Here is a 26,269-nt window from a genome sequence, read left to right as displayed (position 1 = left end):
CCATGTCATCGACCGACCCGAACCTTGGACTCAACTACGGCTGGACGCTCGGCGAGAGCGGCTGGGACACTGGCATGGATGTCAACCTCAAGCGCCTCGGCGCTGTGGTCGGCCTGTCCGTGAAAGACCGCGACTTGACCACGCCACCTACCAGCCCCACCAACGGCGACCGCTACATCGTGCCTGCGGCTGCCACGGGCGTGTGGGCCGGAAAAACCAACCAGATCGCGGTGCGCATTGCCGATGCCTGGGAGTACCACTCGCCCAAGATCGGCTGGCTTTGCTACATCGAGGACGAGGCCAAGCTCTCGGCCTACAAGTCCACCGGCTGGAGCGCTGGCATCGCCATCTGACTTCCCATCTTCGTACCCACCAGAAACCCGCCCACGAGGCGGGTTTCGCATTTCTGGAGACCGCAATGACCGAACCCGAACAACAACAGCCTGCGCTCGTCGAGAACATGCTCCTCTTGCGCCGCGAGGACTTCGACGAACTGCTGGACCGCGCCGCTGAACGCGGAGCCGAGCGTGTCCTGACCCACCTTGGCCTGGAAAACGGCCACGCCGCCCGTGACATCCGCGAACTGCGCGACCTGCTGGAAGCCTGGCGCGATGCCCGTCGCACGGCGTGGCAGACCACCGTCAAGGTCATCACCACCGGCATCCTGGCCGCGCTGTTGGTCGGTGCCGCTATCAAACTCAAACTGATGGGAGGGCCGCAATGATCGAGACTCTGCTTGGCGGCCTCCTCGGTGGGGCCTTCCGTCTCGCCCCTGAAATCCTCAAGTGGCTCGACCGCAAGGGCGAGCGTGGCCACGAACTGGCGATGCAGGACAAAGCGCTGGAGTTCGAGAAGATTCGCGGTGCACAACGGATGTCGGAAATCGGCGCGGGTGCCGATGCCGCGTGGAATGTCGGGGCCATCGAAACCCTGCGCGAAGCCGTTCGCACGCAGGGCGAGAAAACCGGCGTGCGCTGGGCAGATGCCTTGTCGATTAGCGTGCGTCCCGTCATCACCTACTGGTTCATGGCCTTGTACTGCGCCGCCAAGACAGCGGCATTCGCAGCAGCCGTGACTGCAGGCGCTGGCTGGGGCACGGCCATCCTCCACGCATGGACAGAGGCCGATCAGGCGCTGTGGGCCGGAGTGCTGAACTTCTGGTTCCTCGGGCGGGTGTTTGACCGGGTGCGGCCGTGATTGAGGTGCCCAAAGCGGCTATCGAACTGGCCAAGCGCTTTGAGGGATTCGAGCGCAAGGTGAAACGCGGAATCGAGATCACTGCCGTTCCCTATATCTGCCCAGCAGGGTTCTGGACGATTGGGTACGGTCATCTCTGCGATCCCAAGCACCCGCCGATCACGGAGGCAGAGGCTGAGGTCTATCTGGCGCGCGATCTGCAGACTGCACTGGCGGCGACGCTGCGCTTCTGCCCAGTGCTGGCCACTGAGCCAGAGGGGCGGCTCGCTGCCATCGTCGACTTCACGTTTAACCTTGGCGCGGGGCGGCTGCAGACATCAACGCTGCGACGGCGGATCAATCAGCGGGACTGGCCTGCCGCCGCGAGTGAACTGCGCCGATGGGTCTATGGCGGCGGGAAAGTGCTGCCCGGTCTGGTGACTCGGCGAGAGGCAGAAGTGTCTCTATTGCTGTGAAGCAGACAGCAACGTTGGTTCGGAAAACCGCAACAGCTGCTCTCGGATTTCCGCTGGCGTTGTTGTCAGATCCACTGTGGCAAACCGCACAGGGTGTCCTTGGATCACCGCCGTCTCATCGACCATCTGGCCGATTGCTGGATGCAACAACAATCCGCTGGCAAAATCCGCAAGCGCATCGCCGCGCCCTACCTGCGAGCGCAGGTATGCGTAGATCTGGTAGACGTAGCCGCTACGCAGCGTTTCTTCGCGATACCAGCCGTTCGTCACGATGGACGTGAACTTGGTGTCGATCACGATCCGACGCCCCGTGATCGGATGATCGAGTACCACGTCGGTTCGCATCGTGGGCAAGATGATGTCGATCCCGGTGGTCTTCTGCGAGATTTGCCAACCCAGCGTTCCACCGCATTTCACCTGCCATCCCTGCGGACTCAGCACTACATCATAAAAGCCACCTATCGCACGCTCGAACAGGCGGCGAACCCAAGTTGCCTCACGATCCGGCAGCGTAAGCACATTTGCGCCAGATGCCTCGGTTGGGAGAGTCAGTTCAAATGCTAGTTTTGCAGCGGCCACCATGAGACGGTCGTCCGCATCGTGCCGCCCGAAGCGATCTGTGCTCATTTGAGCGCGAGTTGGCGGTTCACCTGAGACTCCCTGCGCCTTCATGCTACCGGCCAGAGCGCGGCAGCGGTGGGCAACATCCTGCCGTTGCACGATTCTGGAAATGGCTTCCAGTGCTGCTCGCACAAAGCGGTTTCGAGGGGTGTCGATGGTCAGCTCGTCGAAGCGACACGCCACCATGCCGCGATCCAAAAGCTGACGGCGTTCAGTAGCCAGTACATCTATGCGGCCTCGTACCCGGTTCAGCGCTGCCTCACGCGAGCGGTAACCCAAGCTCAGACGACGGCGCTGCCGAACTTCTACCGCGTGGGCCAGAATCTCGGCAATCAGGTCAGGCAAATCGTCTGGGCTATCTTCCAGACCAACCATCCCAATGCCACGTGTGCGGAACAGATCTGACGCATACAGCATCAGCAGCCAAAGGTTACGTACCGGGATGCGCCCGACAAAACAAGGCGTATCTGTCAGCTCTTCTTCCCTTGTCTGCTGGGCTGCCTTCATTACCATCCCTGCATCAGCTGCGTGGTCGCCTTCTGTGCTTCGCCAGGCGTATCAAACCAATATTCTTCCAGCAGCGGACCGATCTCCGTCTCAACCACCTGCCGGAACCATTTTTTGGTATCTCCGGATTCCAAACGATGTACCGGTGTCACGTAGCTGTGGCCGATCCGGAACTGCTTGCCAAGCCGAGCATCTGAAGCGATGCGCTCATTCAGGTCGGCAATCCGCTGTTCGATTTCGATTACGAGCGCTGCATCAACGCCGCACGACTTGACCACCCACTCTCGCCAAACCGAGCCCAGTCTCGGCTCCAGCCCGACGAATGCAAATCGACGGCGCAGCGCCAAATCCACCAGCGCCAGCGAACGGTCGGCAATGTTCATCGTGCCGATGACATAAAGGTTCTCGGGGATATGAACCGGCCGTCGCACGCCATCGGCATCCGGGTAGCACAACTCAAGCGCCTCGCTGGGCGTACGTTTTCCAGCCTCCAACAACGTCAGCAACTCGCCGAAGATCTGGGCTGGATTGCCACGGTTGATCTCCTCAATCACGACGACGAACTTGGATGACGGCTCCTTGCGAGCAGCCTTGATGGCTTCCATGAACACCCCATCCGCAAGGGACAATTTGCCCTCACCAGTCGGACGCCAGCCACGCACAAAATCTTCGTAGGACAGATTCGGGTGGAATTGCACCGCCCGAATTTTGCTGTCGTCCTTCTGTCCGATCAATGCAAACGCCAGCCGCTTGGCCAGCCAAGTCTTGCCGGTACCCGGAGGACCCTGCAGGATCATGTTTTTCTTGGTGCGCAGACGGTCGAGCAGTAGATCAATTTCGGTACGATCAAGGAAGCAGCCATCCTTGAGGATGTCATCGACGAAGTACGGAATGATGGGTGCCGCCACCTGAAACGCCTCGCGCACTTCGCCGACGGAGGCTTGCTCGGCAGCTACGTCGGCACCGGCTTCATCAAGGGGCGGCGGTTCGTCGGCAGGGTCTTTATACATCCATGACGCCAGCGACAAATCCGGGAAGCTATGTACCGGATAACTATCTTCACCGAAGCGCGCACGCAAATCGTCCAGCAGCTTCAAATAGCTGCGAGCATCGCAAGGCCCCTGCTGGCCGCTGGTGGCAACATTAAGACCAAGTCGCTTGTTGATGTAGTGACGCGACTGGCTGTCAAGAGTCAAGAAATCCCAAGGGTGCGTCCAGTAGAGGCCGGTTGAAAGATTCCATGCCACGCCCCATACCTGAGTCGCGGCATCGTAGGCCCGGATGAATGTGTCGCGGCCCTCGGGTTGATCGCTTTCCACCAACTTGCTGGCGGCGGCAAACACATCCCACAGGGCATCAATGTCGCCTGCGCCACGCTTCTCTGCATAGGCAAAAAACCACGAGCGCTGATTGTTCAGAACGGGAATGCCCTCGAATGAAGGTGGCACCGGAACCGTCACACCCAGCAGTTTGGCCAACTCGCCCGCGATGGTCTTACGATTGGCATCGGTCATCGAACGGTTGAAGGTGCCCATCACGGTGAATGGACAAATATCCTGCAGTGGTCCGCTGGTGCCGTCAGGAAACTTGTCCTGCAAATAGCTCAGGCCCTGAACCCGCGTAGCGATTTGATGGATGCCTGCGATGAGTGCGGATCTGTCTTGGGCGTGATCGAGAAGTTTTTCGGCGACGGCTTCGTAAAAGTCCGTCCACTGGAACCGCTGTTTTTCAGGTGCCACCGTACCGAAGCGCTCGCGCCAGAAAGGTTCATTTCGGAAGCGATCCAAATCTTGCGGCTTGCCTTCAAACGCGAAGGCGATCAGGGCATCGTTCATCCAGTCACCCGGTTGCACGCGCCAGATCGTTCCCCGGTGAGTATAGAAATACCATTCTCGTACAGGCTCGGCTTTGGCCCAGTCAACTTTCACCCGCTTGCCGTCGTTTGGGTTCTCGGTGATCGTGCCAACCGCCTTGATCCCCATTACTGAAACCGTACGCCCTCGGTTATCAAAGGGCAGACCATGCTTGCGTGTGTAGGCCGCCTTGATGGCAATTCGCTCGCCCGGCTGCATGGCTCGCACCATGTCGAGAAGCTTGTCGTCGTAGCCGTTCTCCCAAATACCTTCCTTCAGGAAACGCGGCATCTGGTCATCGGTGCCTCCATAGCTTGCGCCGACGAACCAGGTGGTGCCGGAGGATGGGTTGTTCTTCTTCTCGTCCATGCGTGCTCTCTTAGTAATACTGCCGGATATAGCTGTAGGCCTTCTCGAACAGCTCTTCATCCGCATGCAGCTTGTATTTGAAGAGGGCCTTGCGCAGTGCCTTCTTGACCTCACGCTCACCGGCCTGAGTCCCTTGCCAGCCCGGGAAGCGGACCAGTCGCACGATCTCGTCGATGTCCGTGACCACGCGTTCGACCATGATGGGCGTCTCAGAAGTCTTGACCTCGTTGAACAACTCGGTCAGCGCAGCCTTGCCGCGATCCTCGTCCTCTTCGGGCGGGAGCTCCTTCTCGGCCTGCAGCGTTTCCTTGGCGATCTCCAGCAACTGCTTCAGAAACTCGACGCTGTTGATCTGACCGGACTCGAAGCGGTCCTTCAGCGCATCGAGCCGTTCCGACAACTTCTTGAACTTGGGGTGACCGCCATGCCCGCGCAGTCGGCGCTTGAGCTTGATCTCGATCTCCTTGGCCTTCTTCGGGTCTGGGTTCGACAGCACCGCTTCCAGCAGATCAGCGTCCAGCACCAAGGTGTCGAGGTCATCCCGCACCGCGTCGACATGCACGTTCTGGTGAATCAGCTCAATGGTCTTAGCGCCCAGCGAATGCCAGATCAGCTTGCCGTGGCCACTGGACGGCTGCACCGACTGGTACACCTGCGACAACCACTTGTAGTCCTTCTCGAACGGGCCCAGAACGGTGTCCGGTGAAAGCGCCTCCCAGATCTTGTTGAGCACGCTGTACTCGGCGGCGAAGTTGTCTCGCACCTCATTGTTGGGCAGGCACTGTTGTGCAGCGATCAGGCCCTCATAACCTTGCAGAGTGCGATCACAGCCAGTGAAGAAGGCCAGACATTTCTGCATGGCTTCGGGCAGCTTGTCCTTCAGCTCCTGGATGTTGCTGACCACCTGCTTGACGCTCTGGTCGTCGAACTCCAGCGCTGCCGCCACGTCATCGAAGATGCCGAGATAGTCCACGATCAAGCCGTGGGTCTTCTGCTCGGAGTAAGTGCGGTTCACTCGGCAGATGGCCTGCAGCAGCGTGTGGTCACGCAGCGGCTTGTCCAGGTACATGGCCTGCAAGATCGGCGCGTCGAAGCCGGTCAGCAGCTTGGCCGTGACGATGATCAGCTTCAGCGGGTCGGCCGGGTCGCGGAAGCGATCCAGCAGTCGCTCTTCTTCGTCGCGGCTTCGGTCGTAAGGCACGTACTCTGGATGTTCCTTCTTGTCCGCCGCCTGCACCGACATGACGATGTCCGTGGCCTCGGGCGGCAGCAACTTGTCCAACTCGGCCTTGAATAGCAGGCAGGATTCCCGGTCGAAGGTGACGATCTGCCCCTTAAAGCCGTTGGGTTCCACCTTGGTCTGATAGTGCTCGACGATGTCCTCGCAGATCTTGCGGATACGCTCGGGCGTCTTCACCAGCACGGCCATCTTGGCTGCGGTCTTGGCGAGGTTGTCCTTGTCCAGATCCGACAGGCCGCCGGTCAGATCTTTGTACGCGGCGTCCAGCGCCGCCTTGTCGATGTGCAGGTCAATCAGCCGGGGCTCGAAGTGCAGCTTCAGCGTGGCGCCGTCACGGATCGACTCCTCGAAGCCGTACCTGCTCATGTAGCCCTTCTCGTCTTCGTCGGCGCCGAAGGCGTAGAAGGTGTTTCGGTCGGCACGGTTGATCGGCGTGCCGGTCAGGCCGAACAGAAATGCATTGGGCAGGGCCTCACGCATTTTGCGACCGAGGTCGCCTTCCTGGGTGCGGTGGGCCTCATCTACTAACGCGATGATGTTGCTGCGGTCGTTCAGACTGCCCGTGGCCTCGCCGAACTTAAAGATCGTGGTGATGATGATCTTGCGCACGTCTTGCGCCAGCAGCTGCTGCAGCTTCTCGCGGCTGTCCGCCTTTTCCAGATTGGGAATGTCCGCTCCGGTGAACGTACCCGTGATCTGGCTGTCGAGATCGATCCGGTCCACAACGATCAGCACGGTGGGATTCTTCAATCCTGAGTGCATGCGCAGCTTCTGCGCGGCAAACACCATCAGCAGTGACTTGCCCGAACCCTGGAAGTGCCAGATCAGTCCTTTCCTGGGGTAACCCGCCAGCACGCGCTCGACGAGCTTATTGGCCGCTTCAAACTGCTGGTAGCGGCAAATGATCTTGATGCGCTGCTTCTTCTTGTTGGTGGCGAATAGGGTGAAGCTGCCGAGGATGTCCAGCACCACATGCGGGCGCAACATGCTCTCAGCGGACAGCTTGAGCGACTTCAGCGGGTGGTGCTGACCATCCTCCCCATTGCCATCCAGATGCCACGGTCCCCAGTCCTTGACGGGAAGGCCGATGGAACCATAGTGGTAGGCCTTGCCCTCGGTGGCCACAGAGAACACGTTGCAAACGAACAGCTCCGGCACGAACTTCTCATAGTCGTCGTGCACCTGTACCGCGCCATCGACCCAGCTGATGCACTTCTTTACCGGCGTCTTGGCCTCGATCAGTACCAGCGGCAAACCATTCACCAACAGCACCAGATCAGCCCGGCGTTCGGTAGGGCCAGCACGGTAGGTGTACTGTTGGGTGACGATGTACTGGTTCTGCGCGAGGTCATCCAGGTCGATCAGCCGCACCGGCACATGCTCGTTGTTGGGGCCGAAGGGCATCGAGCGCTCGCCACGCATCCAGGCGGTCATTTCCTCGTTGGCGCGGATCAGACCATCCGAGCGCACCGACAGCACGATGGCGCGCAGCTTGTAGAGCACTTCATCGGCGCGGTCGGGCTGAGCAGCAATCTCCGGGTTCAGGCGGATCAGCGCTTCACGCACCCAGGGTTCAACCAGCACCTCCTGAATCTGGCGCGGCACCTCAGCCGGGGCGGCGTAGCGCCAGCCGATGCCCTTGGGGCCGTAGCTGACTTGCGGTTCCTGGGCGGTGTTGGCCGGGACAGTTTTGATCGGACCGGCAAGCAAATCGCGGACGTAGGCTTCGACGGTATTTGATTCGTTGAAAGAACTCACCTTGCGTCCCCCGTGATCTCTGCGAACAACTGCTTTTTCATCGCCTCTGAAGAAGTACGGCGTTCCATCGCTGCCTTTCCCGCAAACTTTGCTTTCGCTATCTCATCCAGCAACTGTTGTTGCACATCCAGTGGCGGCAGCGGCAGACGGACTCGGAGTAAATTGCTGGCGTTCACGTTTGCCTGGCTCACGGCTTTAGTCGCATAGGCGAGTACCTGTCGGCGCCCAAAATCGGAGTTCAGGTACAGCGTGAGGAACTTTGGCTCTAATTTTTCCGTGTCTGTCTTGATTCGCACCAGGTACGAAGCGAATACGTGATCGCCATTGAGTTCGTAAACACCTGTTCGGCCCACCAACTCATAGCTGTTGGTACGGTTAAAAAGCACATCGCCGTGGATGAGCCGGTATGCATCGAAGTCTTTATCGTTGAGGTCCACATACTTGATGTCGTTCTCGACGCAAAGACCATCTTCAATATTCATCATTCGAAGCATCGGATATTGACCGTCCGATCCAGCGTTGATTGAAAGTCCGTACTGTGTTCCCTGAACAACTGAGCCAAGTTCGACAACAGGCCATTCTCTATTCAGTACGTCGGAAAGCAATGAGCGAACAAGCTGGTCGGCTATATCTCCCACTCTTCGATGCGCTTCACCGGTTCGTTCAAGTGCTTGGAAGGCGTCAACAAGTCTCGACTGTTCGTCTACAGGAGCAAGGGGAAAATCAAAGTCCGCCAAACTCGTCCAGTTGGTGCGGGGGCTCAACGAGCCAGCTGATGTGCCCACCGCGTGATCAAAAAAGGCATCGGTCTGGCAAATGAAGGGCAGCAGCTCCGGCAGCAAAACCTGTGCGTCCTTGGTCTCCAACACATAGATGTCACCGGAGCACACCCCAGAGAAATCCGCCACAGCCACCTTGCGCTGGTAAGCGCGTCGCTTGCCGAACAGCACCTGTCCAGGTTGAAACACGCTGGTAAAGGTCACGCCGTCAGCGACGCTGCCCCAACTGCGGATGCGCAAATCACCTGGCTCGAGATGTTCCAGACCGACGTAGCGTTCAATGCCATCGGCCAACGGATCTTGGCTGCGGGCTTTCGAGAGGCGCACCACGTCGCCGAATTTCACCCGACGCCAGCCGGGCTTCAGGGTTTTATTGTTCTTGTCAGACACGCTCGATGTCCTCCGTAATCAGTCCATCCAGCGTTTCCACCAGCGCGTCCATCTGTTGCCAGAACGCGCGGCCATCCGTTTGCCATTGGTCCCATGCAGAGAACAGCGATACCGCGTCACCGTTGCTGTCGGTGGCGATGGCGGCGGCAATGCGCTTCACGTACAGCGGGATCGAGAGGTTGCCCGCATTGGCGCTGATTTCGGCCAGGGTGGCGACCTTGGCGAAACCGGGCACATCGGCAAACGTCTTGTAAGCGGTAAGGATGCGCTGCTGGTGCTCAGGCTTGAGAAAGCTTTGCGCCCGTTCCCGGGTGACCTCGTTCACCGCGTCGATGAAGATCACCTTGCCCTTGCGACCGGCGACCTTCTTGCGGTTGCAGATGACGATGCACGACTCCATCGGGGAGTTGTAGAACAGGTTGGGCCCCAAGCCGATGACGGCTTCAACCCAGTCCTGCTCGACCATCTTGGCGCGCATGGTCTGTTCTTCATTACGGAACAGCACGCCGTGGGGCCAGAGCACGGCACTACGCCCCTTGGCGGTGAGGCTGGTTAGGATGTGCTGCTGGAAGGCGTAATCGGCGCGGCCCTGCGGCGGAGTGCCCAGCGAGTTGCGGCCCCACTTGTCACTGCTCCAGGCCTCGCGATTCCACTGCTTGATGGAGTACGGCGGGTTTGCCAGGATCACATCGAACTGGCGCAAACGGTCGCCCTCGATGTGCTTTGGTTCGGCCAGGGTGTCACCCCGAATGATTTCGAAGTCTTCCACGCCATGCAGGAACAGGTTCATGCGAGCGATAGACGAGGTAATGAGGTTGCGCTCCTGCCCGTAGAGCTTGAGCGTGCGGTATTCACCGCCGGAGCGCTTCACTTCGTCCAGTGCCGAGATCAGCATGCCGCCGGTTCCGCACGTGGGGTCGTAAATCGACTCGCCCGCCTGAGGTGCAAGAAGTTGCGTCATCAAGTGCACGACGGTGCGGTTGGTGTAGAACTCGGCCGCCGTGTGGCCGGAGTCGTCCGCGAACTTCTTGATCAGGTACTCGTAGGCGTTGCCCAATTCGTCTTCGGGCACGTTCGCCACCGACAGCGTCCGGGTCGAAAAGTGCTCGATCAGGTTCTTCAGCGTTTCATCGGGCAGACGCTCGCGGTTGGTCCAGGGGGCATCGCCGAAGATGCCATCGAGCAGATCTGGGTTGGCCGTCTCGATGGCGCGCATGGCTTTTTGAATGGCTGCGCCCACGTTCTTCGGCGTTTGACGCACATCGTTCCAGTGTGCGCCAGCGGGAATCTGGAAACGATGGTTTTCAGCGAACTGTGCATAGGAGAGGTCGCCGTTAGAGTTGGCCAGGGCCGCTTGGTATTCCTCTTCCCACACATCCGACACCCGCTTGTAAAACAGCAACGGGAAGATGAACTGCTTGTAGTCGCCCGCGTCGATCAGGCCGCGCAGCAGCACGGCGGCGCCCCACAGGTAGCCTTCGAGTTCTTGTTGGCTGATGCGGCTCATTTCAACCATCCTCCTTCGGTCATGACCTGCGCGAGTCGTTCCTCTGCCTCGCGGCAGTTGGTCAGTGCATCCTTGAAGGCTGCAATGGCGACGGGCAACGGAGGAATGTCTTCCTGCAGCGGTGGCAATACGTAGCGCGAAATGTTCAGCGTCCAGTCCTCGGCCTTGATTTCGTCGAGACTGACCACGCAGACCGCGTCCTGCACATCGGCAAAGCCGCGATACCAGCCGAGGATCTCGGCGGCGTGCTCGGGCTCCAGATAGTTTTGCGCGCGCCCCCGGCGGAACAGGCGTGACGCATCGGCGATCAGCACCTTCTTCTTGTGTTTGGCCGGCTTGCGCTTGCGCAAGACCAGGATGCACGCGGCCAGGCCGGTGCCGTAGAACAGGTTGGGCGCCAACCCGATCACGGCCTCAACCAGATCCATCTCCAGCAGTTTCTGGCGGATGCTGCCTTCCACACCTTTGCGGAACAGTGCGCCCTGGGGCAACACCACTGCCATCCGGCCGCTGACGTCGGCCATCGACTTGACCATGTGCTGCACCCACGCGAAGTCACCGCTGGATGAGGGTGGTAGGCCAGCAAAGTTGCGGCCGAAGGGATCGTTCAGCCACAGGTCCTCGCCCCACTTTTCCAGCGAGAAAGGGGGGTTGGCGATCACGCAGTCGAAGGTGGCCAGCCGATCGACCTCGAAGAAGGCCGGGTTACGCAAGGTGTCGCCACGCACCACCTGAAAGTCTTCAATGCCGTGAAGGAACAGGTTCATCCGCGCGATGGATGAGGTGGTGAGGTTCTTCTCTTGTCCGTACAGCTTGCCCCACAGCCGCTTCACGTCGCCATGCTGTTCCTTCACGTGTTGCACGGCGGCCAGCAACATGCCGCCGGTACCGCAGGCCGGGTCGTAGATGGTCTCGGCTTCTTTGGGATCGAGCATGTCGATCATCAGCCGCACGACGCTGCGCGGGGTGTAGAACTCGCCGGCCTTCTTGTTGGTGGCGTCGGCAAACTTCTTGATCAGGTATTCGTAGGCGTCGCCAAGCAGATCCGAGTTGACGTTCTTGTTGCCAAACGGCAGCTTGGAGAAGTGCTCGATCAGGTCCTTGAGCAAGGCATCAGACAGCCGATCCTTGTTCGACCACTGGGCATCGCCGAACACGCCGTAAAGGGTGTCGGGGTTGGCCTTCTCAATCTCGCGCATCGCGCGCTGAAGGGCCGTCCCGACATTGCTGGCCTTGGTGCGAACGTCGTTCCAGTGACAGTCTTCCGGGATCTGGAAGCGGTGCGACTCGGGAAACCAGGCCAGCTGCTCATCGCCAGTCTCATCGACGATCTCCTGGTATTCCTCGTCCCAGACATCGCAGATTCGCTTGAAGAACAGCAGCGGGAAGATGTAGGTCTTAAAGTCAGCCGCATCCACCGGGCCGCGCAGGATGTTGGCTGACTCCCAGAGGTGACCTTCGAGCTGGCTGAGTGTGATGTGTTGATCGCTCAAACGCTTGGCCCTTCTATATCAATGCCGTCGCAATGCGACTTGTGTCTTTGATTGGTATTCATTGGTTACTCGAACAGCCGCTTCTGCTTGACGATGTAGCCTGCAGGCTTCTTCTGTTTCTCCAAGACGCCTTCGTCGACCAGACGCTGCAGCCATGCCTTTGCCTGCGCGCTTGAGACGTCCAGCGCCGTAGCCACTTCGGCCTCCTTCATCGGAGTGGACAAAAGCGTCTGGATCGAGGCCCGAACAGCCGAAAAGAGCAACTCGGCTGGAGTCATTTCGGATTGCGGCTGCTCCGTGGTGTCGCCTGTTGGCGTTACCGCGTTTGAGGCGGCTGGCGGCTCTTCGGAATCTACGACGGGCGGTTGCGTATCCGAATCAGCATCGCTAGGTATGAATGGTTCGTTCTCAACCTTGGGCCCCGCCTCGGTGTCGCGTACATTGGGTGCCATTGGCGTGGTGCTGCCGACTGCCGTTCCGTCAAACAGCGAAAAGCCGACCTGTGGAGAGGTCGTTGCCAACGGTGTAGGCACGTTGAATACTTCTTCGAAAGCGTCGACGTCTCGCGGATTTGGCCAAGGCAACGCACCTTTGTTTCTCAGGGCATCTAGTCCGGCGGACGATTCGCCTGTTGATCGAACAAAGACAGGAACGAACTTGAGTTTGTCGAGTTGCTCCACCGCGCCAGCCCAAGTCCCTCCCTTACTCACATCAGAACTCACCACGAGTGAGGCATCGGCCAATGCGTAAATCAGCTTGTTCCGCTGCATCGCATTGCCGACGTTGAAGCCAGCGCTCGGGTCGTAAGGGGAGATCAGAACCAACTGGCCATCAAGCAGCAGGTTGCGGTGCTCGCGGTTCATGGTAGTCTTTTCCAGACTGTCTGCTAGAACTCCGCAGACCTTCCCACCTGCTTCAAGCGCGCCACGCATGGCTGCCTGATCGATGCCCTTGGCGCCGCCGGAAACCAGTGTGCTACCAGCCCGAGCAGCCAATCGGCCGATGGTCATGGTGTAGTCAATCAACGCATCGTCTACGTGGCGCGATCCGACGACTGCAAGTCCCCCGGTTTCTAACAACGCCATGTCGCCACAGCCATAGAGCACGGCTGGGGCATCTTCACGAAGACGAGCCTTCAGGCGACGCGGATACTCGGCATCGGCACGGCTGACCACCCATATGGCACGTGCTTGCCAGCGTTCAATCACTTGGCTCAGCAAGAATCCGCGGCCCAGCAACCGCTGCAGGCGGCCTTCCTCAATCACCGGCTGGCATGCACGTAGGATCTCGGCCGCATCGGGTGAAACCAGATCAGCGGGCTGATGCTGAATCTCGCGTAAATGACGCGCAAGGCGCTTGTATTCTCCGGGAGAGAGCAGATCGGGCGATGCACTTCCACGTCCGGCAATAAGTGGCGCTGTCAGCAGCAGAATTGCTTGTGTGTTGGGCGAGAGGGCTGGCGTCATTCGTCGTGCCCCGTCTGTGAGAGGGCCATTGGCCACACAGCACCACTGCCGTTCTTGCGGAGGAGCCACGCAGACACTGTCAGCGTCCACCGCGAGTCGACCATGTCGTCAATCAGGAGAACCGGACCGCGCAGGATAGGCTGGCCGTTAAGTGCGAGCGAGCCATCAATATTGCGCGCCTGTTGGGTACTGTTTGCCATCGTTTTCTGTTCGGGTCTTGCATCCGTTTTTGCGATGACCATATGAAACGGTAAATCCAGCGCAGCAGCCAAGCGCTGAGCGAAGTCCGGTACCAAGTCGGGATGACGAAGCGAAGGAACACAAGTCACCCAAGTTGGGGCTGGTTGCGGATTCCATTCAGCGATCATCTTCACGCACGCAGTTATAAGTTCGTCAGAAAAGCGGCCATCGTGGTATTTGCCCTGTCGAACCAAACTGCCCCAGCCGGCATCACCCCAAACGCAGAGTGCTTTGCCGGGTTGTGCCTGATACGGGATAGTGGACGCGGTGTGAATTCCGTACTGCGGCATCCCTCCCGCAGGCCATTTCTTGCGAGGTTCGATAGGCAGGCTTGTGCGACACAGAAATTCCTCGGCTTCCCGAATCAGCAAGTCATCTACTTCTTCTGACAGCGCAGGCAAAGAAGGTGGGCTCACAGTGCTGGAATCGCCATCAAGCGCATTAATCAGAAAGCCCATGTGCTGCCCGAAAGGCCGAGCGACGTACTCCTGCATTTGCTGGAGTTCAGCACGTCTCAATTTGGTGAGCCGGTCTGCTCTTGCCCAAAAACCTTCTACAAGCTCGGCGGCAGTGAGCTGCCATTTTGTGTTTTGCTTGGCAATCGGTGCTGGCGACTCGAGGGAGAGTGCTGTAATTGTCTTCTCGATGCGCCCTTTGCTCATGTTTACGCAGGTCATGAGTTCAGGTATTGAGAGTCCTTCCGGTGCTTCATTTAGTGCTCCCAGGACATCGTCAACCTCTTGGCGCGTTGGGAAGGCACTACGGATAAACCAATCCGTAATCCCTTCTTCTTCATCGCCGCTCAGGAGCACGCCATATGCAGATCTCAGAGCTCTGCCTGCTCGCCCAACTTGCTGGTAATAGGCGACAACTGAGCCAGGCATCTGAAAATGGATAACGAACGCGAGGTCCGGCTTGTCGTAGCCCATACCCAGTGCGGTGGTCGCTACAAGGGCCTTAACCTGATTTTCTTGCAGCGCCTGCTCCAACTCCTCACGCCGATCACCTGTCTTGCCTGTGTATGCTTCTACAGCAAAGCCCTTGGCCTTGAGCCAATCTGCCAGTTGATTGGCATCGCGAATAGTCAGGGTGTAAATGATGCCGTGACCTGGGAGTGAGTTGAGCTGCTGTGCGATCCATGCCATTCGGACAGCTTGACTTGGCAAGCGCATAGTTTGCAGCGTCAAGGAATCTCGATTCAAGTCACCGCGCAGTACCTTCATATTCGGGCCCAGCACAGCCACAAGATCTTCCATAACCCGGTTGTTTGCAGTTGCCGTTGTTGCCAGCAGGCGCAGATTGGCCGGCAGTGTTCTGGCGATACGCTCAAGCAATCGGTAGTGAGGACGGAAGTCGTGACCCCAATCTGAGATGCAATGGGCCTCATCGATAACCATCAGCGAGATCTGCCCTGCGATTCCCGCCAGCACCTCAGTGTTAAACCAGTCATTCCCCAGTTTCTCTGGCGCTATCAACAGAATGTCAACTTCATTCCGGTGGAGCTTGGCTTCAACCGCTTTCCACTCATCCTGGTTATCCGAGTTGATCGTGGCGGCGCGAACTCCCATTCGCTCGGCCGCAGCGATCTGGTTCCGCATCAGCGCCAGCAATGGTGAGATCAGCAGCGCGGGGCCCGCTCCAGTCTCCCGCAGCAATTTGGTCGCGATGAAGTAGACAAAGCTCTTGCCCCATCCGGTCTTCTGCACGACCAGCAAGCGGCCTTTGCCTTCGACAATGTGGCGAATGGCATCTTCTTGGCCATCACGGAAGGTTGCGTCTGCACGTCCGGAACCGATTCGAAGAAGTTCCAGCGCGCGTCTTGGATCGTAGGCCACGTTATTGTTCTCCCTTGCTTTGGTCGGGCGAGCGATAGCCCGGAGCCAGGACAGCATTTTTGACGCCGTACAGCGCCAGGTGATCTCTTAACCAGAGTCTGAATTCGTGCCCGCGCAGACTGTGATCTGGTGAGCAGTCAACGCTCCACTTGCGCAGGATGTATCCAGCAGTGGCTGCGCGCAGCTTCATCCGCAGCACGCCGTCGTGTATGCCGTAATCCATCTCGGTGATCTCCGGCCGGGGTTGATCCGGGTGCGGCACCAACTCCAACTCGACGATCCGGGTCCATTGAATGTCTTGATCGCTCATCTCTTGGGGTGCCACTGGCTGCCCTTTGAGTACCGCAGCGCGCCTGATCCGGGTGATGACGAAATCCCGGAACTCCTGTGACTTCCGGTCGAAGGCGCGGACGTGCCAACGCAGGCCGTTGTCGATCAGAGCAAACGGCACGATCTCCCGCTCCGTGCGGCCACTGGAGATGGAGTGGTACTCGATGCCGAGCGGACACTCCTGGTGAATCGCCCGGGTCACGCTCGCCAGCACATCCAGATCCGGATACGTGAGCCGTGACGGGCTCTCGCTGGCCACCCACGCCTTGAGCCGCATCGGTTCGCCATCGCCAAAGCCCTGGGTCAGCCACGACAGTACCCGCTCCGGGGGAAAGTCGAATACGGGCCGGAAGTCCAGCCCCAGGACATAGGACTTGCCCTTGGAGTCATAGTCGATGTTGCCCGGGGCCAACTCCTTGTACAGCGCCAGATCCCTGGATGCGGCGGCGGACTGGGTGCCAAACCGCGTTACTAAGTCCTGGCGGCGTATCTCCCCGATGAAGCGCACGCGCAACTCCACGAACGCAAGCCGGTCGCGCTGTGGCTGGGTTAGATCTGCAAGCTGTTCGTTTGACATCCTGGCTGGCTCGTTCGGGTTAGCGAATGCTTGTTCGGGTTATTGCGGAAAGTATATGGTCCGCCCTAAAATCTGTCCATGACTCTATTTTGATTTGAATATGCATCGTATTGTGATAACCACAAGCGGCGCAGCGATAAAAGGATTGGTACGGGCGCCATGCAAAATTTCGCAGAGCTTCACCTCAAGCCAGAGACGCTGGCACGTTACGGGTTGCCGGATATCTCGTATCCCATCCCGGCAGCCGATCTAAAGTCAGCCGTGCTCGACAATGGGGGCCTGCCGCTGGCGGTGATGCTGCATGGCCTACAACAGCGCAGCCGGGATGGGGAGGCCGAATGGCAGCAGGCCGAACCCGGAATGGATCGACTTGCCGAGCTGTTGGCGCCCGCCGATGCCCGCGACGTCATTTCAGCGGCCGGTGACCACTGGTGGCTCGAGGTCGGGCACGTGGATCTCGGCGGCAAACTCGTCACCATCCAACGTGGCGATGCTCTGATCGCTGCTATCACCGCCCGGGACGATGGACGTTTGCGGGTGGCCGTGTTTCGCCCGTTGGACGCCAAGAGCGCGGAATACCTGATCGGGCTGGGGCAAGTGCCTCACCCTGAGCACGGTGTCTGCATGCGCGAGAACAACTGGGAGTACGCGCTCGACTGCTCTGCCGGCAACGGCAACCACTACGCCGCCGAGCGGGGCGAGGCCTACCTGTCCTACTGGGAGAAAGGTCTGGGCATCAGTTGGGACGGCTCCGATGTGCCCGAGTGGCGCAAGCAGCTGGACCTTGTCGCCCGACCCGCCGCCCGCGTAGTCGCAGAGTTGGGCGTCTACTACACATTGTCCGGCCATGAGGACGAGGAGCCTGTTGCCGATGCGGGTGCGGCGGAAGAATTCGAGACACCGGCACCTCCGGCCTGGCGCAGCAAGCGCCAGCAAAAACGCACTGTCCAGGGGCGGTTTCTGGGCTGCCTACTCGGTGGCGCAGTCGGAGATGCGCTGGGCGCACCGGTTGAGTTCATGAAGCGCGTCGAGATTCTCCGTCGCTTCGGCCCGAAGGGAATCACCCAGTACGCACCGGCTTATGGCGGCATGGGAACGATCACCGACGACACGCAGATGACCTTGTTCACCGCCGAGGGGTTGATCCGAGGCTGGGTGCGCGGCTGCTTCAAAGGCATCACGACCTATTCCGGGGTCACGGCGCACGCCTATTTGCGCTGGCTGCAAACCCAGGGCGAACGCCCGACATGCGACATCGACTTCGGCACCGATGAGCCTGGCTGGCTGTTTCAGCAGCGTCAGCTGCACAGTCGTCGCGCACCGGGCAACACCTGCCTATCGGCCCTGAGGGCAATGAACTCGCTCGGGGAGCCGGCCCGCAACGACAGCAAGGGCTGCGGCGGCGTCATGCGCGTTGCACCGGTCGGGTTGTTCGCATGGCGCTTGCGTCAGTACGAATCTCCCCAAGACGCCTTCCGGCTCGGTACCGAATTGGCTGCGCTGACCCATGGGCACCCGACCGGAGCCCTGACCGGTGGTGTGCTGGCGGTGCTGATCCTGGCGCTGACCGATGGCGCGTCGCTACGCGAGGCATTGGCCACCGCAAAACTCCTCCTGCGAGCCGAGCCCGGTCACGAAGAGACGCTGCGGGCAATCGAGATGGCTGAGGAGTTGGCCGATTCCGGTTTGCCACATGAAGAAGCCATAGACCGGCAGGGTCAGGGCTGGATCGCCGAGGAGGCTCTGGCTATTTCCATCTATTGCGCGCTGGTCGCCCGCAATTTCAAACACGGCGTGATCTTGGCCGTGAACCACGATGGCGATTCCGACTCGACCGGAGCGATCGTCGGCAACCTGCTGGGCGCGATGCACGGCGTGAAGGCGATCCCTGCCGAGTGGCTGGAGCCGCTGGAACTGCGCGACGTCATCACCGAATTGGCGGAAGACCTTTACGCATTCAAGGATTGGGCAATTGGCGAGTACAGCGACAACGAAGAGTTGAATCAGCGGATCTGGCAGAAGTACCCAGGGTTTTGATCGATAGTAAGCAAAAATCGTCGAAGCCTTGTTTCTGGGACAAGACGGTTCATTTGCTTCAGCAAGCGAGCACTGTTTAGGTCTATTGCTCCGCCACGAAGACTGGGTCGCCAAAAACTGAAAAAGGTGCCGCTGTTCGCCCAGGCGCAGCCCCCGATGCGCGTGGGCAGGCCAGCGGCAAGCCTGTCGGTCATCGCCCTTGATCGCGGAGGGAAGCAGAAACTCCGTTTTGGGGGCGATGACCCTGATGCTTCCAGATTGTTAAAGAACCGTGGCCGCCTGCGTGGACGCCATCACGACCTTCCGGTGGGAAGGGTTTCGCTCACTACGCCGATTGCGCGCCGCTTATTTGTCCAGCGCCACCATGCGGACGATGCTGTCGAACTCGTTCAGCACGTCGGGGTGGTTCCTGGTCAGGTGACGCAAGATGGCTTCGTTTGCCATCAACTTGGCGAGATAGCCCTTGGCCAGCACCAGGTTGAGGATGTCCTGACCGTAGGTTTGCTCGGCGAGCTTGAACTGCTCTTGGAGGTTGCCCATCTCCCTCTCCATCTTGGCCATCTGGTCGGCGCTGACACCGGTCATCTTCTTGGGCTTGGTTTCACCAACGAGCAAGTTGCTGGGTGTCGCCGCAACCAAGGCCTGGGCATAGGCGACCGTGATGTTGTTGGCACTGACCATCAGTTCAACGCACTCAACCTGACGGGTCGGCTTGAGCTTGCGCAGGACCGCACCAAGGTTTGCGGAAAACGTCTGGTCGCGCAGCAATTCGGCGGCCTCCGGGCAGATGCCTTCCAGCAGGTTTAGCTTCTTGATGATGTGGCTGATGTCCACGTCCAAGGCCTTCGCCAGCTTTTCCGGGGTGACACCCCGTTCGACAGCGCGACGGATCATGAGGTGCTCCTGAATACTGGAGAGGCGATTGATCCGGTTGTTGTAGGTGTAGCTTTCGTCATCGGTGGCTACCAGGCAGGGAGCTTTGTCGAAGCCCAGCTGTTTCAGCGCGACCAGTCGTGTGTGCCCGTCCAGCAAGATGTGCTGCCCCTCGCGGTTGGGCTTTCCCACCGACAGGGGTTCGATTAGCCCGACCGCCTCGATAGATGCGGTGATCTGCTTGAATTTCCGTGAGGCAAGCAAGCCTTCTGGCGTCTTACGCGAGGGCAGGACGGACGAGAGGGGCAGAACCAATGGCTCCGGAACGAAGCCCAAGGGCGGTTTGCTCATGCGCCGCTCCCTCGAGCCCAGACCCGCTCCGCCAGATACTGGGGCAGTGTGTCCAGCCCCTCCGCGCGCAGCAGGGTGGTGAAATTCTCGTCGGCCAGCAGTTGGCGCAGGGCCCCGACAATGAACAGCAAGTTGCGTTGAGCGGTCTCTGCTTTCCTGACCAGCAGCTTCTGTCGCTCGACTTCCCGCTGGTAGTTCCGCACCAGGCTGGACGTGGTGACATCCTCATTGGTTTTGCGGGAGGTCATCCTGCCGCCGATGGACTTGCCTTGGGTGCGGCGACGTTCGATCACACGACGGGCTTGGATCAACTGGCTGCCACGCAGCTTTCCGGTTTCGTAGGCATCTTGCAATGCGGCTTGAATGGCTTTCTCGTCGCTGCCCGCGCCAGCGATGGTGATCGCCGCGTTGAGAGGGATGCGCCCGCTGCCGACGGCCATCAGCAGTCGCTGCTCACCGTTCTGCAGCAACTGCAGGATGCCCTGCACGTACTCCGGACTCAGGCCTGTCTTTTGGGCAATGGATTTCTTGTCATAGCCCTGATCCCGCAGCTGCTCGATGCCGGACAGCAATTCCAACGGGCTGAACTTTCGCCGGGCGATGTTCTCGGTGAGGCTCATGATGAAGGCCGATTCGTCATCGACGTTCATCACCATTGCCGGGATCTCTTGATGCCCGAGTGTCTTGAAGGCCTTGAACCGACCCTCGCCGCAGATGAGGAGATAGTGCTCGCCATTGCTCCCTGGACGTGGCGTCACGATGATGGGCTTTTTCAGGCCAATGTTCTGGATGTTGCCGACAATCTGCTCGAAGACCCTGCTGTTGCGCTCGCGGGGGTTGAGAACCTCAATCCGGTTGAGCGGAATCATCCGCAACTCCGAATGCCGATGCTCTTTTTCTTGACTCATGCGGCCCTCCGTATGCGGATGCGCCGCGCCATGCCGTAGAGGTAGTCCAGGCTGTCGAAGCGATAGCACTCAAACTCGATGCCGTTGTGGTCGGCCAAATGGATGCGTGCCTGACCGAAGTCCAGTCGCGGCAGCAGGTAGTAGTCCAAGGCAGCCTGATTGCTGTCGTCCAGCCGCACGGCCACCGTGATGTCGGGCGCGAGGCTGGTGTCGAAGCGCACCTTCCAGCGCCGTCGCCCGTTGTCGAGCAATTGGCACCGCGCCAGCACCAGTGAAACGGTGAACTCGCGATTCACAGTGAGAAGGTCGGTGGCCGGTTCACGCTCGACGTTGCCGCCGACCTCGGCAATCATGCGTTCGGTCTGGCTGACGATCTCAGGATGCAGTCTGCGCAGAAACTGATTCACCTCCAGATACTGGTAGTCGCGGTCCGGTGTGAAGCCCACCGCCTGGTAGGCGCGAACCAAACTGCCGAATCGATGTGCATAGGCCGCCGCAGACGGCATGCCATCTGCCTCATCGATGATCAGGCCGGAGAGGTACCCGTGGCGCTGGTACAGATTGCGCAGCTTCTCGATCAACTCCTCGTCGCTGTAGCGATGTGCCCTTGCGCGCAAGATGCCCTGCGCCGTGTAGAAGAGCTCCGGCGGCACGATGCCCTCGAACGCACCTTCCTTCTTGATCCACATGTCGGGGCTGTTAACCACCCGGTGCTTCTTTAGCTTAAAAGACCGACGGTTGTAGATGTTGTTGCCGATGTATTTTTCGTTGGACAGCACCTCGCGGACGGTCGCTCGCGTCCAATCCCGCCCAAGGTCAGTGCGCGTTCCTTGTGCGTTCAGGCGTTCGGCGATGTCCAGCTCCGTCAGGTTGTCGGTGACAAACCAGCGGTAGATCTGGTTGACCACGGCAACCTCATCATCCGGCCCCGGCTGAAGAATGACGCGGTCGGTTTGCAGGCTCTTGTGCTCGCCGCGAGCCAATTCACCTTTGAGCGTGCCGGACTGATCGATCAGCACGCGTCGCAGCCCATAGCCAGCCGGGCCACCCTGTCGGAAACCCAACTCAATCAGGCGGCACTGCCCGGCGAATACCTTGGCCGACAACTCGCGGCTGTACTCGCCAGCCATCGCGCGCTTGACGCCCTTGACGATGGTCGACACAGGCGAGCCGTCGTTTTCGAACTGCTCTGCGCAGTACGCGACCTGGATTCCGGCGCGGCGGCAAATGTATTCGTAATAGGCACTCTCATCGGCATCCTGAAACCGGCCCCAGCGGCTGACGTCATAGACCAGAATGATCTGGAAATCCGCGATGCCTGCCTCGACGTCCTTGATCAGCTGCTGCAGCGCCCGGCGCCCATCGATGCGCAAGCCGCTCTTGCCCTCGTCGGCATAGGTGCGAACGATCTCGATGTTGCGCCGGGCAGCGTATTCGCGGATCTTGTCGGCTTGGTTTTCCGTCGAATACTGCTGGTGCTCGGTCGACATCCGCACGTACTCGGCGGCCCGAAATGTCGGTGGCTGATCCGCCCCCGGAATGGAGAACTCTTCTGCCTGCATAGACCCGATCACTTTATGTTGTGTGAACTTGCTCTCGGGCCTGCCATTCACCTCATTGGCATACACGTGGCCTGCAATGCGCGGCCGGAATGCACATGGTTGAAATTGTTGCCATCCAGGATGATCGAGAGCCCATTTGGGCTTGAAGTTAAGGCCGGACTCCCTGGTTGTCGATCAAGTCATCTCTTGACGCATCCATCTTGCATTCACAGGTTTCGTACAGCAGCGTGATTTCAACCACCCAAGAACCCGGCGTTCCCTTCGGAAAATCTGGCCGTCTTGTGATCCGGTAGATGCCGGAAGGCAGGGCTGACACGTCCATCTTTACAGGATCGATGACTCGCTGCTGATGAGCCGTATCCGGTTGCGATCCTTGATCGCCGTCGGCCTGTTGTGCGTCTCGGTGATTGCGCCAATAGTCATGATTGCGCTGTGACCACGCGCGCTGGGCCGCCTGCTGATTGATGCGGTAGTCAGGATCGGATTGGAGTTTTGCCCGCTGCCATTCGCGCTTGCGAGCACGCTGGCATTCAGGGGCTGAGCAGAAGGCTTGGTCGGGAACCTGTGGGCGGGGTTCGAAGGGGTGGCCGCAGTGCGCGCAGTACTTGGTTGTCATCGGTGGGCTCCATACAAAATTCGTATGGAAACCCTCGAGCAGATTGGATTTCTCTGCTCACCAGCGTGGTTTGCTCAATCTCTGTACAGCCCGCCCGGAAAGGAGCGTGATCAGTGTCAGTAGCTCCTGAACGAAGGACTGCGCAGGTTTGTGGACAAGGTCACGCGAAGCGCAGGAGGGCTGCGATCACGCCCAAGAAAATGACGCCTTCCACCTGAGGGCTCCGGGGTTTTTCGCCCAGCAGCCACGTGGCGTAGGTTTCGCAATTGCGGTCCAGTAGCCGGTAGGGGCCCCGGTGTTGCAGCGATAGGGAGAGCCGTTGCATGATTTGCGCCCGCTGCTCGGGTGCAGCGCGTCGGACTTCCTTGATAGGGCGGCCTTGTGCGAACTCCGTGAAGCTCACAATTTGTTCGCCTTCAGGGGTCAGGTGCGCGACGTTGCCGTCGGGCAGTTGAACGCCCCAGTGTTCCCCCAGGCCAGTCAGCTTGGGGCGAGAAATGATTCGGAAGGGTTGAGTGTTGAAGAACAAGAGAACCTCCTGGTGTTGCTGTCGTCAGTGCCACAGCTGATCGCTGCGTCACCCGACTTCGGCGCTGAGCAGAAATCGGGTGACAACAACGATTACTTGCCTTTTGCCTTGCTGGAACTGGCCTTTTGGGTCAGTGCCGATGCCGCCACGGATTTGACGGATGCAGGTGTGCGTGGGTTGCTCAACAGCTTGGCAGCGGTCGATGCCACGCGGGCGGAGGTGTGTTCGTTCGTCGGTTTCTTGGAGGACATAGGATTTTCCTTATCAGTTCGCGGAAAGAGGGGAGACGGGAGTCAGGTCCTGCTGAGTCCCGTCAGGGATGGATCAGGCAAACAATTGCATCTGACCCGGATGAGATCGCCAGTGCTGGCACACAGCCTCCCGGCGTCCGAACCGGAACCGGGTGTATGCGCGCACAAAGACGCTCTTCCATCGGTGGTAGGCCATGGCCAACTCCTCATGAAAGTTGAGGGGGTTTGGGCTTGCCAGCACACCGCGAACTGGTAAAATCCGCTGTCCGTTCAAGACATGATGTGCATGGGTGGTTTGGTAGCCCCCTATTCACCTCACCAAAGGCTCTGAAGTGTTGGTAGCACTTCGGGGCCTTTTTCTTTGGTGTTGACGACTGGGTACAAACCCAGCTGCCAACACCGTGACTTCTATCAGCACGGCCACTGGCTCGTTCGGGAGTTCGATTCCGTACTGGTGAGTAGATTCTATGATAATCCCGAAAAAGGATCAACGCAAATGGTTGTTTCCCTTTTTGGGATTTTTGTTCATTGACTCAGGATCTGGCTGACCTGCCCCGTCTTACCGATGAGATGCGAAAGCAAGCGGAAGTTCTTCTCTTCATGGCGCAAGCGTCCCGCCACGATGGAGGGATGCACGCTGATCTCATCTGCGAAAGAGATCGCATCCTCAGAGAGTAGTGTTTGACGTACTTTGGCGGTGCGCCAACTCTTTTCAGGGATCAACGCCTCCTGGGCCATAGCATCAGCTTCCGCTTCAACCTCTTGGGGGTTGCTGCGATCCAGGTCGTCGATGAACACGGGAGACTCTGGGGTCAGGTGTTTGGCAACGTGCGCCAACTCATGGAGCAAAGCAAACCAGAAGTTGTCGAAGCGGTCATGTCGCAACGTCAAAGCAACAATTGGTCGATCGTTGTCTAGCATCGCAGCGCCGTCGAGAAAAGTACGTTTGAAGTGCTTTTCGATGACAAGCGTGATGCCGTGACGGGCGAGGTACTCCCGGGCGAGCTTTGGGCCTTCATCAAATGTCGAGAGCTTGGCAAGCTCACGCAGCCAGGTTGGCGTGATGGTTCCGTGCTTGTACTCTTTGGCAATGTTTAATGTTCGTGCTTGCCGCAGGACACACATGCGCCAAGCCAACAGAGCCATCTCATCGGCTTGTCGATCCCCGCGTTGATGCATGGGGGCGCGCAGGAACGCGGGGCTGACTTGCTTGGGTAGCAGGTCTTGCATGAATTTTCGAACCAAATCTTCGGCGTACTCTTTGAGGCGCTGCGCGTTACCTTCGAAATCCCCAAAGCACCCCCGCTCCAGCATCTCTTTGAGTGGGAAGCGGGTGAAGTCCATCTCTGGCTCCTGGTCGACGACTGTGCTGTCTGTTTCGACGTCTTCGATCAGGATGTCAGCGGGGATGCCCAAACCTTGGTTGAGTCGGCGAATCATTGGCAGGGACAGTGGACGCTTGCGCGACAGTACCTCCGAGACCTTTGAGATTGACCCGATGTAGGGGATCAGATCCTTGCGGGAGAGTTTCATCTGATCCATCCGGAAAAGAATCGACTCAATCGGATCAGCCTTGACCGGGGGAACGGTTTGTCGTTCGAAGTCCTGTATGACCAGAGCCAACAGCTCCAGCTCGTTTTCTTCCTTGGAGTTGGCCTTGGGGTCAAGCGACATCAGAGCAGACAGGCGAGCCATTGCTGCTTCGTAGTCTTCCGCGCTCTTGATGATCTTTACATTCATCGCCATCTCCACCAGTCGTTTACTTGCCTTACACACATCTGCCTAGAACTTTTTCTTGTCGTACTCGGCATGCGTCCCCACCCACTCGACCACTACCAGCCCGTTCTGATATCGGACCTTGACCACAAGCCGATATGAATTGCCCTTGATGTCGAAAATGACTCTGTTGTCGGCCAAGAAATCCGCGCTCCTGTATCTGCGCTTGATGTCATGTGACGTTTTCCAGTTCTCACGCTCGACATCCGTCTGCCACGCATCCAGTGGCCCACGCGAGGCTGCATGATCTTTTTTGAACGCCTCGAGTATGGGCAAACCCAGAATTCGCATGTAGGGACGATGTGTTCATGTTCAGACTTGCATTGTATTTCCCAAAAAGGGAAATGTCAATGTGGCCGACGAGAAAGAGAGGGAAGTCTGTCCGCGCCATCGAAGCAGAACTCGGTTGCGCACGCCTTTGCCGGAGGGGCATCCGCGAGGCGGGTTGCCGATGATGGTGGGCCGATCCGGGCTTCAAGATGGAGGGGAATGCGCGGGGAAGCGCGAACACCACCCGGGCTTCCGTATTCGTATATAATCATGCCTACGGTGTCCTCGCCGGTGAGGCAGGAAGGTTCTCTCTAGTAGGGGACTACACCACCAAAATTCAGCGCCCAACTGTTCTCAGTTGGGCGTTTTCATTTGTGCTTCCCGCATGACACGCGGGGTTTCCGCACATTCTGCGTGTGCGACCGGGGTCCTTTGGTCTGGCAGTAACATCCCCAGTTGCCCTCCGTTCCGCCCTCTCT

At 59.0% G+C, this 26,269-nt stretch carries 22 protein-coding genes; 6 read left to right on the top strand and 16 right to left on the bottom strand.

The features are described from left to right. Positions 1-2 precede the first annotated feature (2 nt). The 4 genes from N8I74_RS05565 (at position 3) to N8I74_RS05550 (ending at position 1,652) form a co-directional block, all read left to right on the top strand. Positions 3-353 carry a DUF2793 domain-containing protein gene (locus N8I74_RS05565; protein WP_263125880.1) on the top strand — a complete coding sequence of 117 codons (351 nt, stop codon included), beginning with the start codon at positions 3-5 and terminating at the stop codon, positions 351-353. A gap of 65 nt (positions 354-418) precedes the next feature. Continuing rightward, positions 419-724, top strand: a complete 306-nt coding sequence (locus tag N8I74_RS05560) for a DUF6127 family protein (protein ID WP_020200523.1) — start codon at positions 419-421, stop codon at positions 722-724. Continuing rightward, the gene (locus N8I74_RS05555; RefSeq protein ID WP_263125879.1) at positions 721-1,197 is read left to right on the top strand and encodes a hypothetical protein; all 477 of its coding nucleotides are present in this window, start codon (positions 721-723) and stop codon (positions 1,195-1,197) included. Before N8I74_RS05560 ends, N8I74_RS05555 begins: the two co-directional genes overlap by 4 nt. Further along, entirely contained in the window at positions 1,194-1,652 is a 459-nt protein-coding gene (locus N8I74_RS05550; RefSeq protein WP_263125878.1) for a lysozyme, read from the top strand. Before N8I74_RS05555 ends, N8I74_RS05550 begins: the two co-directional genes overlap by 4 nt. On the opposite strand, the gene mcrC is transcribed toward N8I74_RS05550, so the two are convergent. From mcrC to N8I74_RS05505, 9 genes are all read right to left on the bottom strand, one after another. Beyond that, complete coding sequence (mcrC, locus tag N8I74_RS05545) at positions 1,641-2,780, bottom strand: 5-methylcytosine-specific restriction endonuclease system specificity protein McrC (RefSeq protein WP_263125877.1); 1,140 nt, start codon at positions 2,778-2,780, stop codon at positions 1,641-1,643. The genes N8I74_RS05550 and mcrC overlap by 12 nt on opposite strands. Next, positions 2,780-5,002, bottom strand: a complete 2,223-nt coding sequence (locus N8I74_RS05540) for an AAA family ATPase (protein WP_263125876.1) — start codon at positions 5,000-5,002, stop codon at positions 2,780-2,782. Before N8I74_RS05540 ends, mcrC begins: the two co-directional genes overlap by 1 nt. Positions 5,003-5,012: 10 nt before the next feature. Beyond that, a complete protein-coding gene (locus tag N8I74_RS05535) occupies positions 5,013-8,000 on the bottom strand; it encodes a type I restriction endonuclease subunit R (protein WP_263125875.1) in 2,988 nt (995 codons plus the stop codon). Further along, positions 7,997-9,169 carry a restriction endonuclease subunit S gene (locus N8I74_RS05530; protein WP_263125874.1) on the bottom strand — a complete coding sequence of 391 codons (1,173 nt, stop codon included), beginning with the start codon at positions 9,167-9,169 and terminating at the stop codon, positions 7,997-7,999. The genes N8I74_RS05535 and N8I74_RS05530 overlap by 4 nt, the downstream gene beginning before the upstream one ends. Then, positions 9,162-10,676 (bottom strand): type I restriction-modification system subunit M, encoded by a 1,515-nt coding sequence (locus tag N8I74_RS05525; RefSeq protein WP_263125873.1) that lies wholly within the window; start codon positions 10,674-10,676, stop codon positions 9,162-9,164. The genes N8I74_RS05530 and N8I74_RS05525 overlap by 8 nt, the downstream gene beginning before the upstream one ends. Next, positions 10,673-12,169: a type I restriction-modification system subunit M gene (locus tag N8I74_RS05520; protein WP_263125871.1), complete on the bottom strand. Its 1,497-nt coding sequence runs from the start codon at positions 12,167-12,169 to the stop codon at positions 10,673-10,675. The genes N8I74_RS05525 and N8I74_RS05520 overlap by 4 nt, the downstream gene beginning before the upstream one ends. Before the next feature lie 65 nt (positions 12,170-12,234). Continuing rightward, positions 12,235-13,635 (bottom strand): DNA-processing protein DprA, encoded by a 1,401-nt coding sequence (locus tag N8I74_RS05515; RefSeq protein WP_263125870.1) that lies wholly within the window; start codon positions 13,633-13,635, stop codon positions 12,235-12,237. After that, the gene (locus N8I74_RS05510) at positions 13,632-15,767 is read right to left on the bottom strand and encodes a RecQ family ATP-dependent DNA helicase (RefSeq protein WP_263125869.1); all 2,136 of its coding nucleotides are present in this window, start codon (positions 15,765-15,767) and stop codon (positions 13,632-13,634) included. The genes N8I74_RS05515 and N8I74_RS05510 overlap by 4 nt, the downstream gene beginning before the upstream one ends. Then, complete coding sequence (locus N8I74_RS05505; protein WP_263125868.1) at positions 15,712-16,617, bottom strand: helix-turn-helix transcriptional regulator; 906 nt, start codon at positions 16,615-16,617, stop codon at positions 15,712-15,714. The genes N8I74_RS05510 and N8I74_RS05505 overlap by 56 nt, the downstream gene beginning before the upstream one ends. A 159-nt stretch (positions 16,618-16,776) precedes the next feature. Here N8I74_RS05505 and N8I74_RS05500 point away from each other — a divergent pair, with 159 nt between their 5' ends. Further along, positions 16,777-18,654 (top strand): ADP-ribosylglycohydrolase family protein, encoded by a 1,878-nt coding sequence (locus N8I74_RS05500; protein ID WP_263125867.1) that lies wholly within the window; start codon positions 16,777-16,779, stop codon positions 18,652-18,654. A 345-nt stretch (positions 18,655-18,999) separates the two neighbouring features. Here N8I74_RS05500 and N8I74_RS05495 read toward each other — a convergent pair whose 3' ends face one another. The 5 genes from N8I74_RS05495 to N8I74_RS05475 form a co-directional block, all read right to left on the bottom strand. Beyond that, complete coding sequence (locus N8I74_RS05495) at positions 19,000-19,878, bottom strand: plasmid partitioning protein RepB C-terminal domain-containing protein (protein ID WP_263125866.1); 879 nt, start codon at positions 19,876-19,878, stop codon at positions 19,000-19,002. Further along, positions 19,875-20,786, bottom strand: coding sequence for a ParB/RepB/Spo0J family partition protein (locus N8I74_RS05490; protein ID WP_263125865.1), 912 nt, complete (start codon positions 20,784-20,786; stop codon positions 19,875-19,877). Before N8I74_RS05490 ends, N8I74_RS05495 begins: the two co-directional genes overlap by 4 nt. After that, positions 20,783-22,348: a recombinase family protein gene (locus tag N8I74_RS05485; RefSeq protein ID WP_263125864.1), complete on the bottom strand. Its 1,566-nt coding sequence runs from the start codon at positions 22,346-22,348 to the stop codon at positions 20,783-20,785. The genes N8I74_RS05490 and N8I74_RS05485 overlap by 4 nt, the downstream gene beginning before the upstream one ends. Before the next feature lie 148 nt (positions 22,349-22,496). Next, positions 22,497-22,964, bottom strand: coding sequence for a hypothetical protein (locus N8I74_RS05480; RefSeq protein ID WP_263125863.1), 468 nt, complete (start codon positions 22,962-22,964; stop codon positions 22,497-22,499). A gap of 160 nt (positions 22,965-23,124) precedes the next feature. After that, a complete protein-coding gene (locus tag N8I74_RS05475; RefSeq protein ID WP_263125862.1) occupies positions 23,125-23,493 on the bottom strand; it encodes a lecithin retinol acyltransferase family protein in 369 nt (122 codons plus the stop codon). Here N8I74_RS05475 and N8I74_RS05470 point away from each other — a divergent pair. Continuing rightward, entirely contained in the window at positions 23,476-24,000 is a 525-nt protein-coding gene (locus N8I74_RS05470) for a hypothetical protein (RefSeq protein WP_263125861.1), read from the top strand. The two genes, N8I74_RS05475 and N8I74_RS05470, sit on opposite strands and share 18 nt — an antisense overlap. Before the next feature lie 269 nt (positions 24,001-24,269). Here N8I74_RS05470 and N8I74_RS05465 read toward each other — a convergent pair whose 3' ends face one another. Together N8I74_RS05465 and N8I74_RS05460 are read right to left on the bottom strand one after the other, a co-directional pair. After that, on the bottom strand, positions 24,270-25,484 hold the full coding sequence (locus N8I74_RS05465; RefSeq protein WP_263125860.1) for an ImmA/IrrE family metallo-endopeptidase: 1,215 nt from the start codon (positions 25,482-25,484) through the stop codon (positions 24,270-24,272). A gap of 42 nt (positions 25,485-25,526) precedes the next feature. Next, positions 25,527-25,811: a type II toxin-antitoxin system HigB family toxin gene (locus N8I74_RS05460; RefSeq protein WP_004629355.1), complete on the bottom strand. Its 285-nt coding sequence runs from the start codon at positions 25,809-25,811 to the stop codon at positions 25,527-25,529. Positions 25,812-26,269 lie beyond the last annotated feature (458 nt).

Source organism: Chitiniphilus purpureus (assembly GCF_025642115.1).
Lineage (GTDB): Bacteria > Pseudomonadota > Gammaproteobacteria > Burkholderiales > Chitinibacteraceae > Chitiniphilus > Chitiniphilus purpureus.
Note: the sequence above shows the minus strand (reverse complement) of the source record. Positions and strands in the feature narration are given on the sequence as shown.

Excerpts from the sequence above, each read along its gene's own strand:
- N8I74_RS05560 (WP_020200523.1), top strand. The coding sequence starts at position 419 with ATGACCGAACCCGAACAACAACAGCCTGCGCTCGTCGAGAACATGCTC.
- N8I74_RS05525 (WP_263125873.1), bottom strand. The coding sequence starts at position 10,676 with ATGAGCCGCATCAGCCAACAAGAACTCGAAGGCTACCTGTGGGGCGCC.
- N8I74_RS05460 (WP_004629355.1), bottom strand. The coding sequence starts at position 25,811 with ATGCGAATTCTGGGTTTGCCCATACTCGAGGCGTTCAAAAAAGATCAT.
- mcrC (WP_263125877.1), bottom strand. The coding sequence starts at position 2,780 with ATGAAGGCAGCCCAGCAGACAAGGGAAGAAGAGCTGACAGATACGCCT.
- N8I74_RS05485 (WP_263125864.1), bottom strand. The coding sequence starts at position 22,348 with ATGCAGGCAGAAGAGTTCTCCATTCCGGGGGCGGATCAGCCACCGACA.
- N8I74_RS05480 (WP_263125863.1), bottom strand. The coding sequence starts at position 22,964 with ATGACAACCAAGTACTGCGCGCACTGCGGCCACCCCTTCGAACCCCGC.
- N8I74_RS05555 (WP_263125879.1), top strand. The coding sequence starts at position 721 with ATGATCGAGACTCTGCTTGGCGGCCTCCTCGGTGGGGCCTTCCGTCTC.
- N8I74_RS05465 (WP_263125860.1), bottom strand. The coding sequence starts at position 25,484 with ATGAATGTAAAGATCATCAAGAGCGCGGAAGACTACGAAGCAGCAATG.
- N8I74_RS05490 (WP_263125865.1), bottom strand. The coding sequence starts at position 20,786 with ATGAGTCAAGAAAAAGAGCATCGGCATTCGGAGTTGCGGATGATTCCG.
- N8I74_RS05495 (WP_263125866.1), bottom strand. The coding sequence starts at position 19,878 with ATGAGCAAACCGCCCTTGGGCTTCGTTCCGGAGCCATTGGTTCTGCCC.
- N8I74_RS05515 (WP_263125870.1), bottom strand. The coding sequence starts at position 13,635 with ATGACGCCAGCCCTCTCGCCCAACACACAAGCAATTCTGCTGCTGACA.
- N8I74_RS05510 (WP_263125869.1), bottom strand. The coding sequence starts at position 15,767 with ATGCTGTCCTGGCTCCGGGCTATCGCTCGCCCGACCAAAGCAAGGGAG.
- N8I74_RS05540 (WP_263125876.1), bottom strand. The coding sequence starts at position 5,002 with ATGGACGAGAAGAAGAACAACCCATCCTCCGGCACCACCTGGTTCGTC.
- N8I74_RS05505 (WP_263125868.1), bottom strand. The coding sequence starts at position 16,617 with ATGTCAAACGAACAGCTTGCAGATCTAACCCAGCCACAGCGCGACCGG.
- N8I74_RS05565 (WP_263125880.1), top strand. The coding sequence starts at position 3 with ATGTCATCGACCGACCCGAACCTTGGACTCAACTACGGCTGGACGCTC.
- N8I74_RS05500 (WP_263125867.1), top strand. The coding sequence starts at position 16,777 with ATGCAAAATTTCGCAGAGCTTCACCTCAAGCCAGAGACGCTGGCACGT.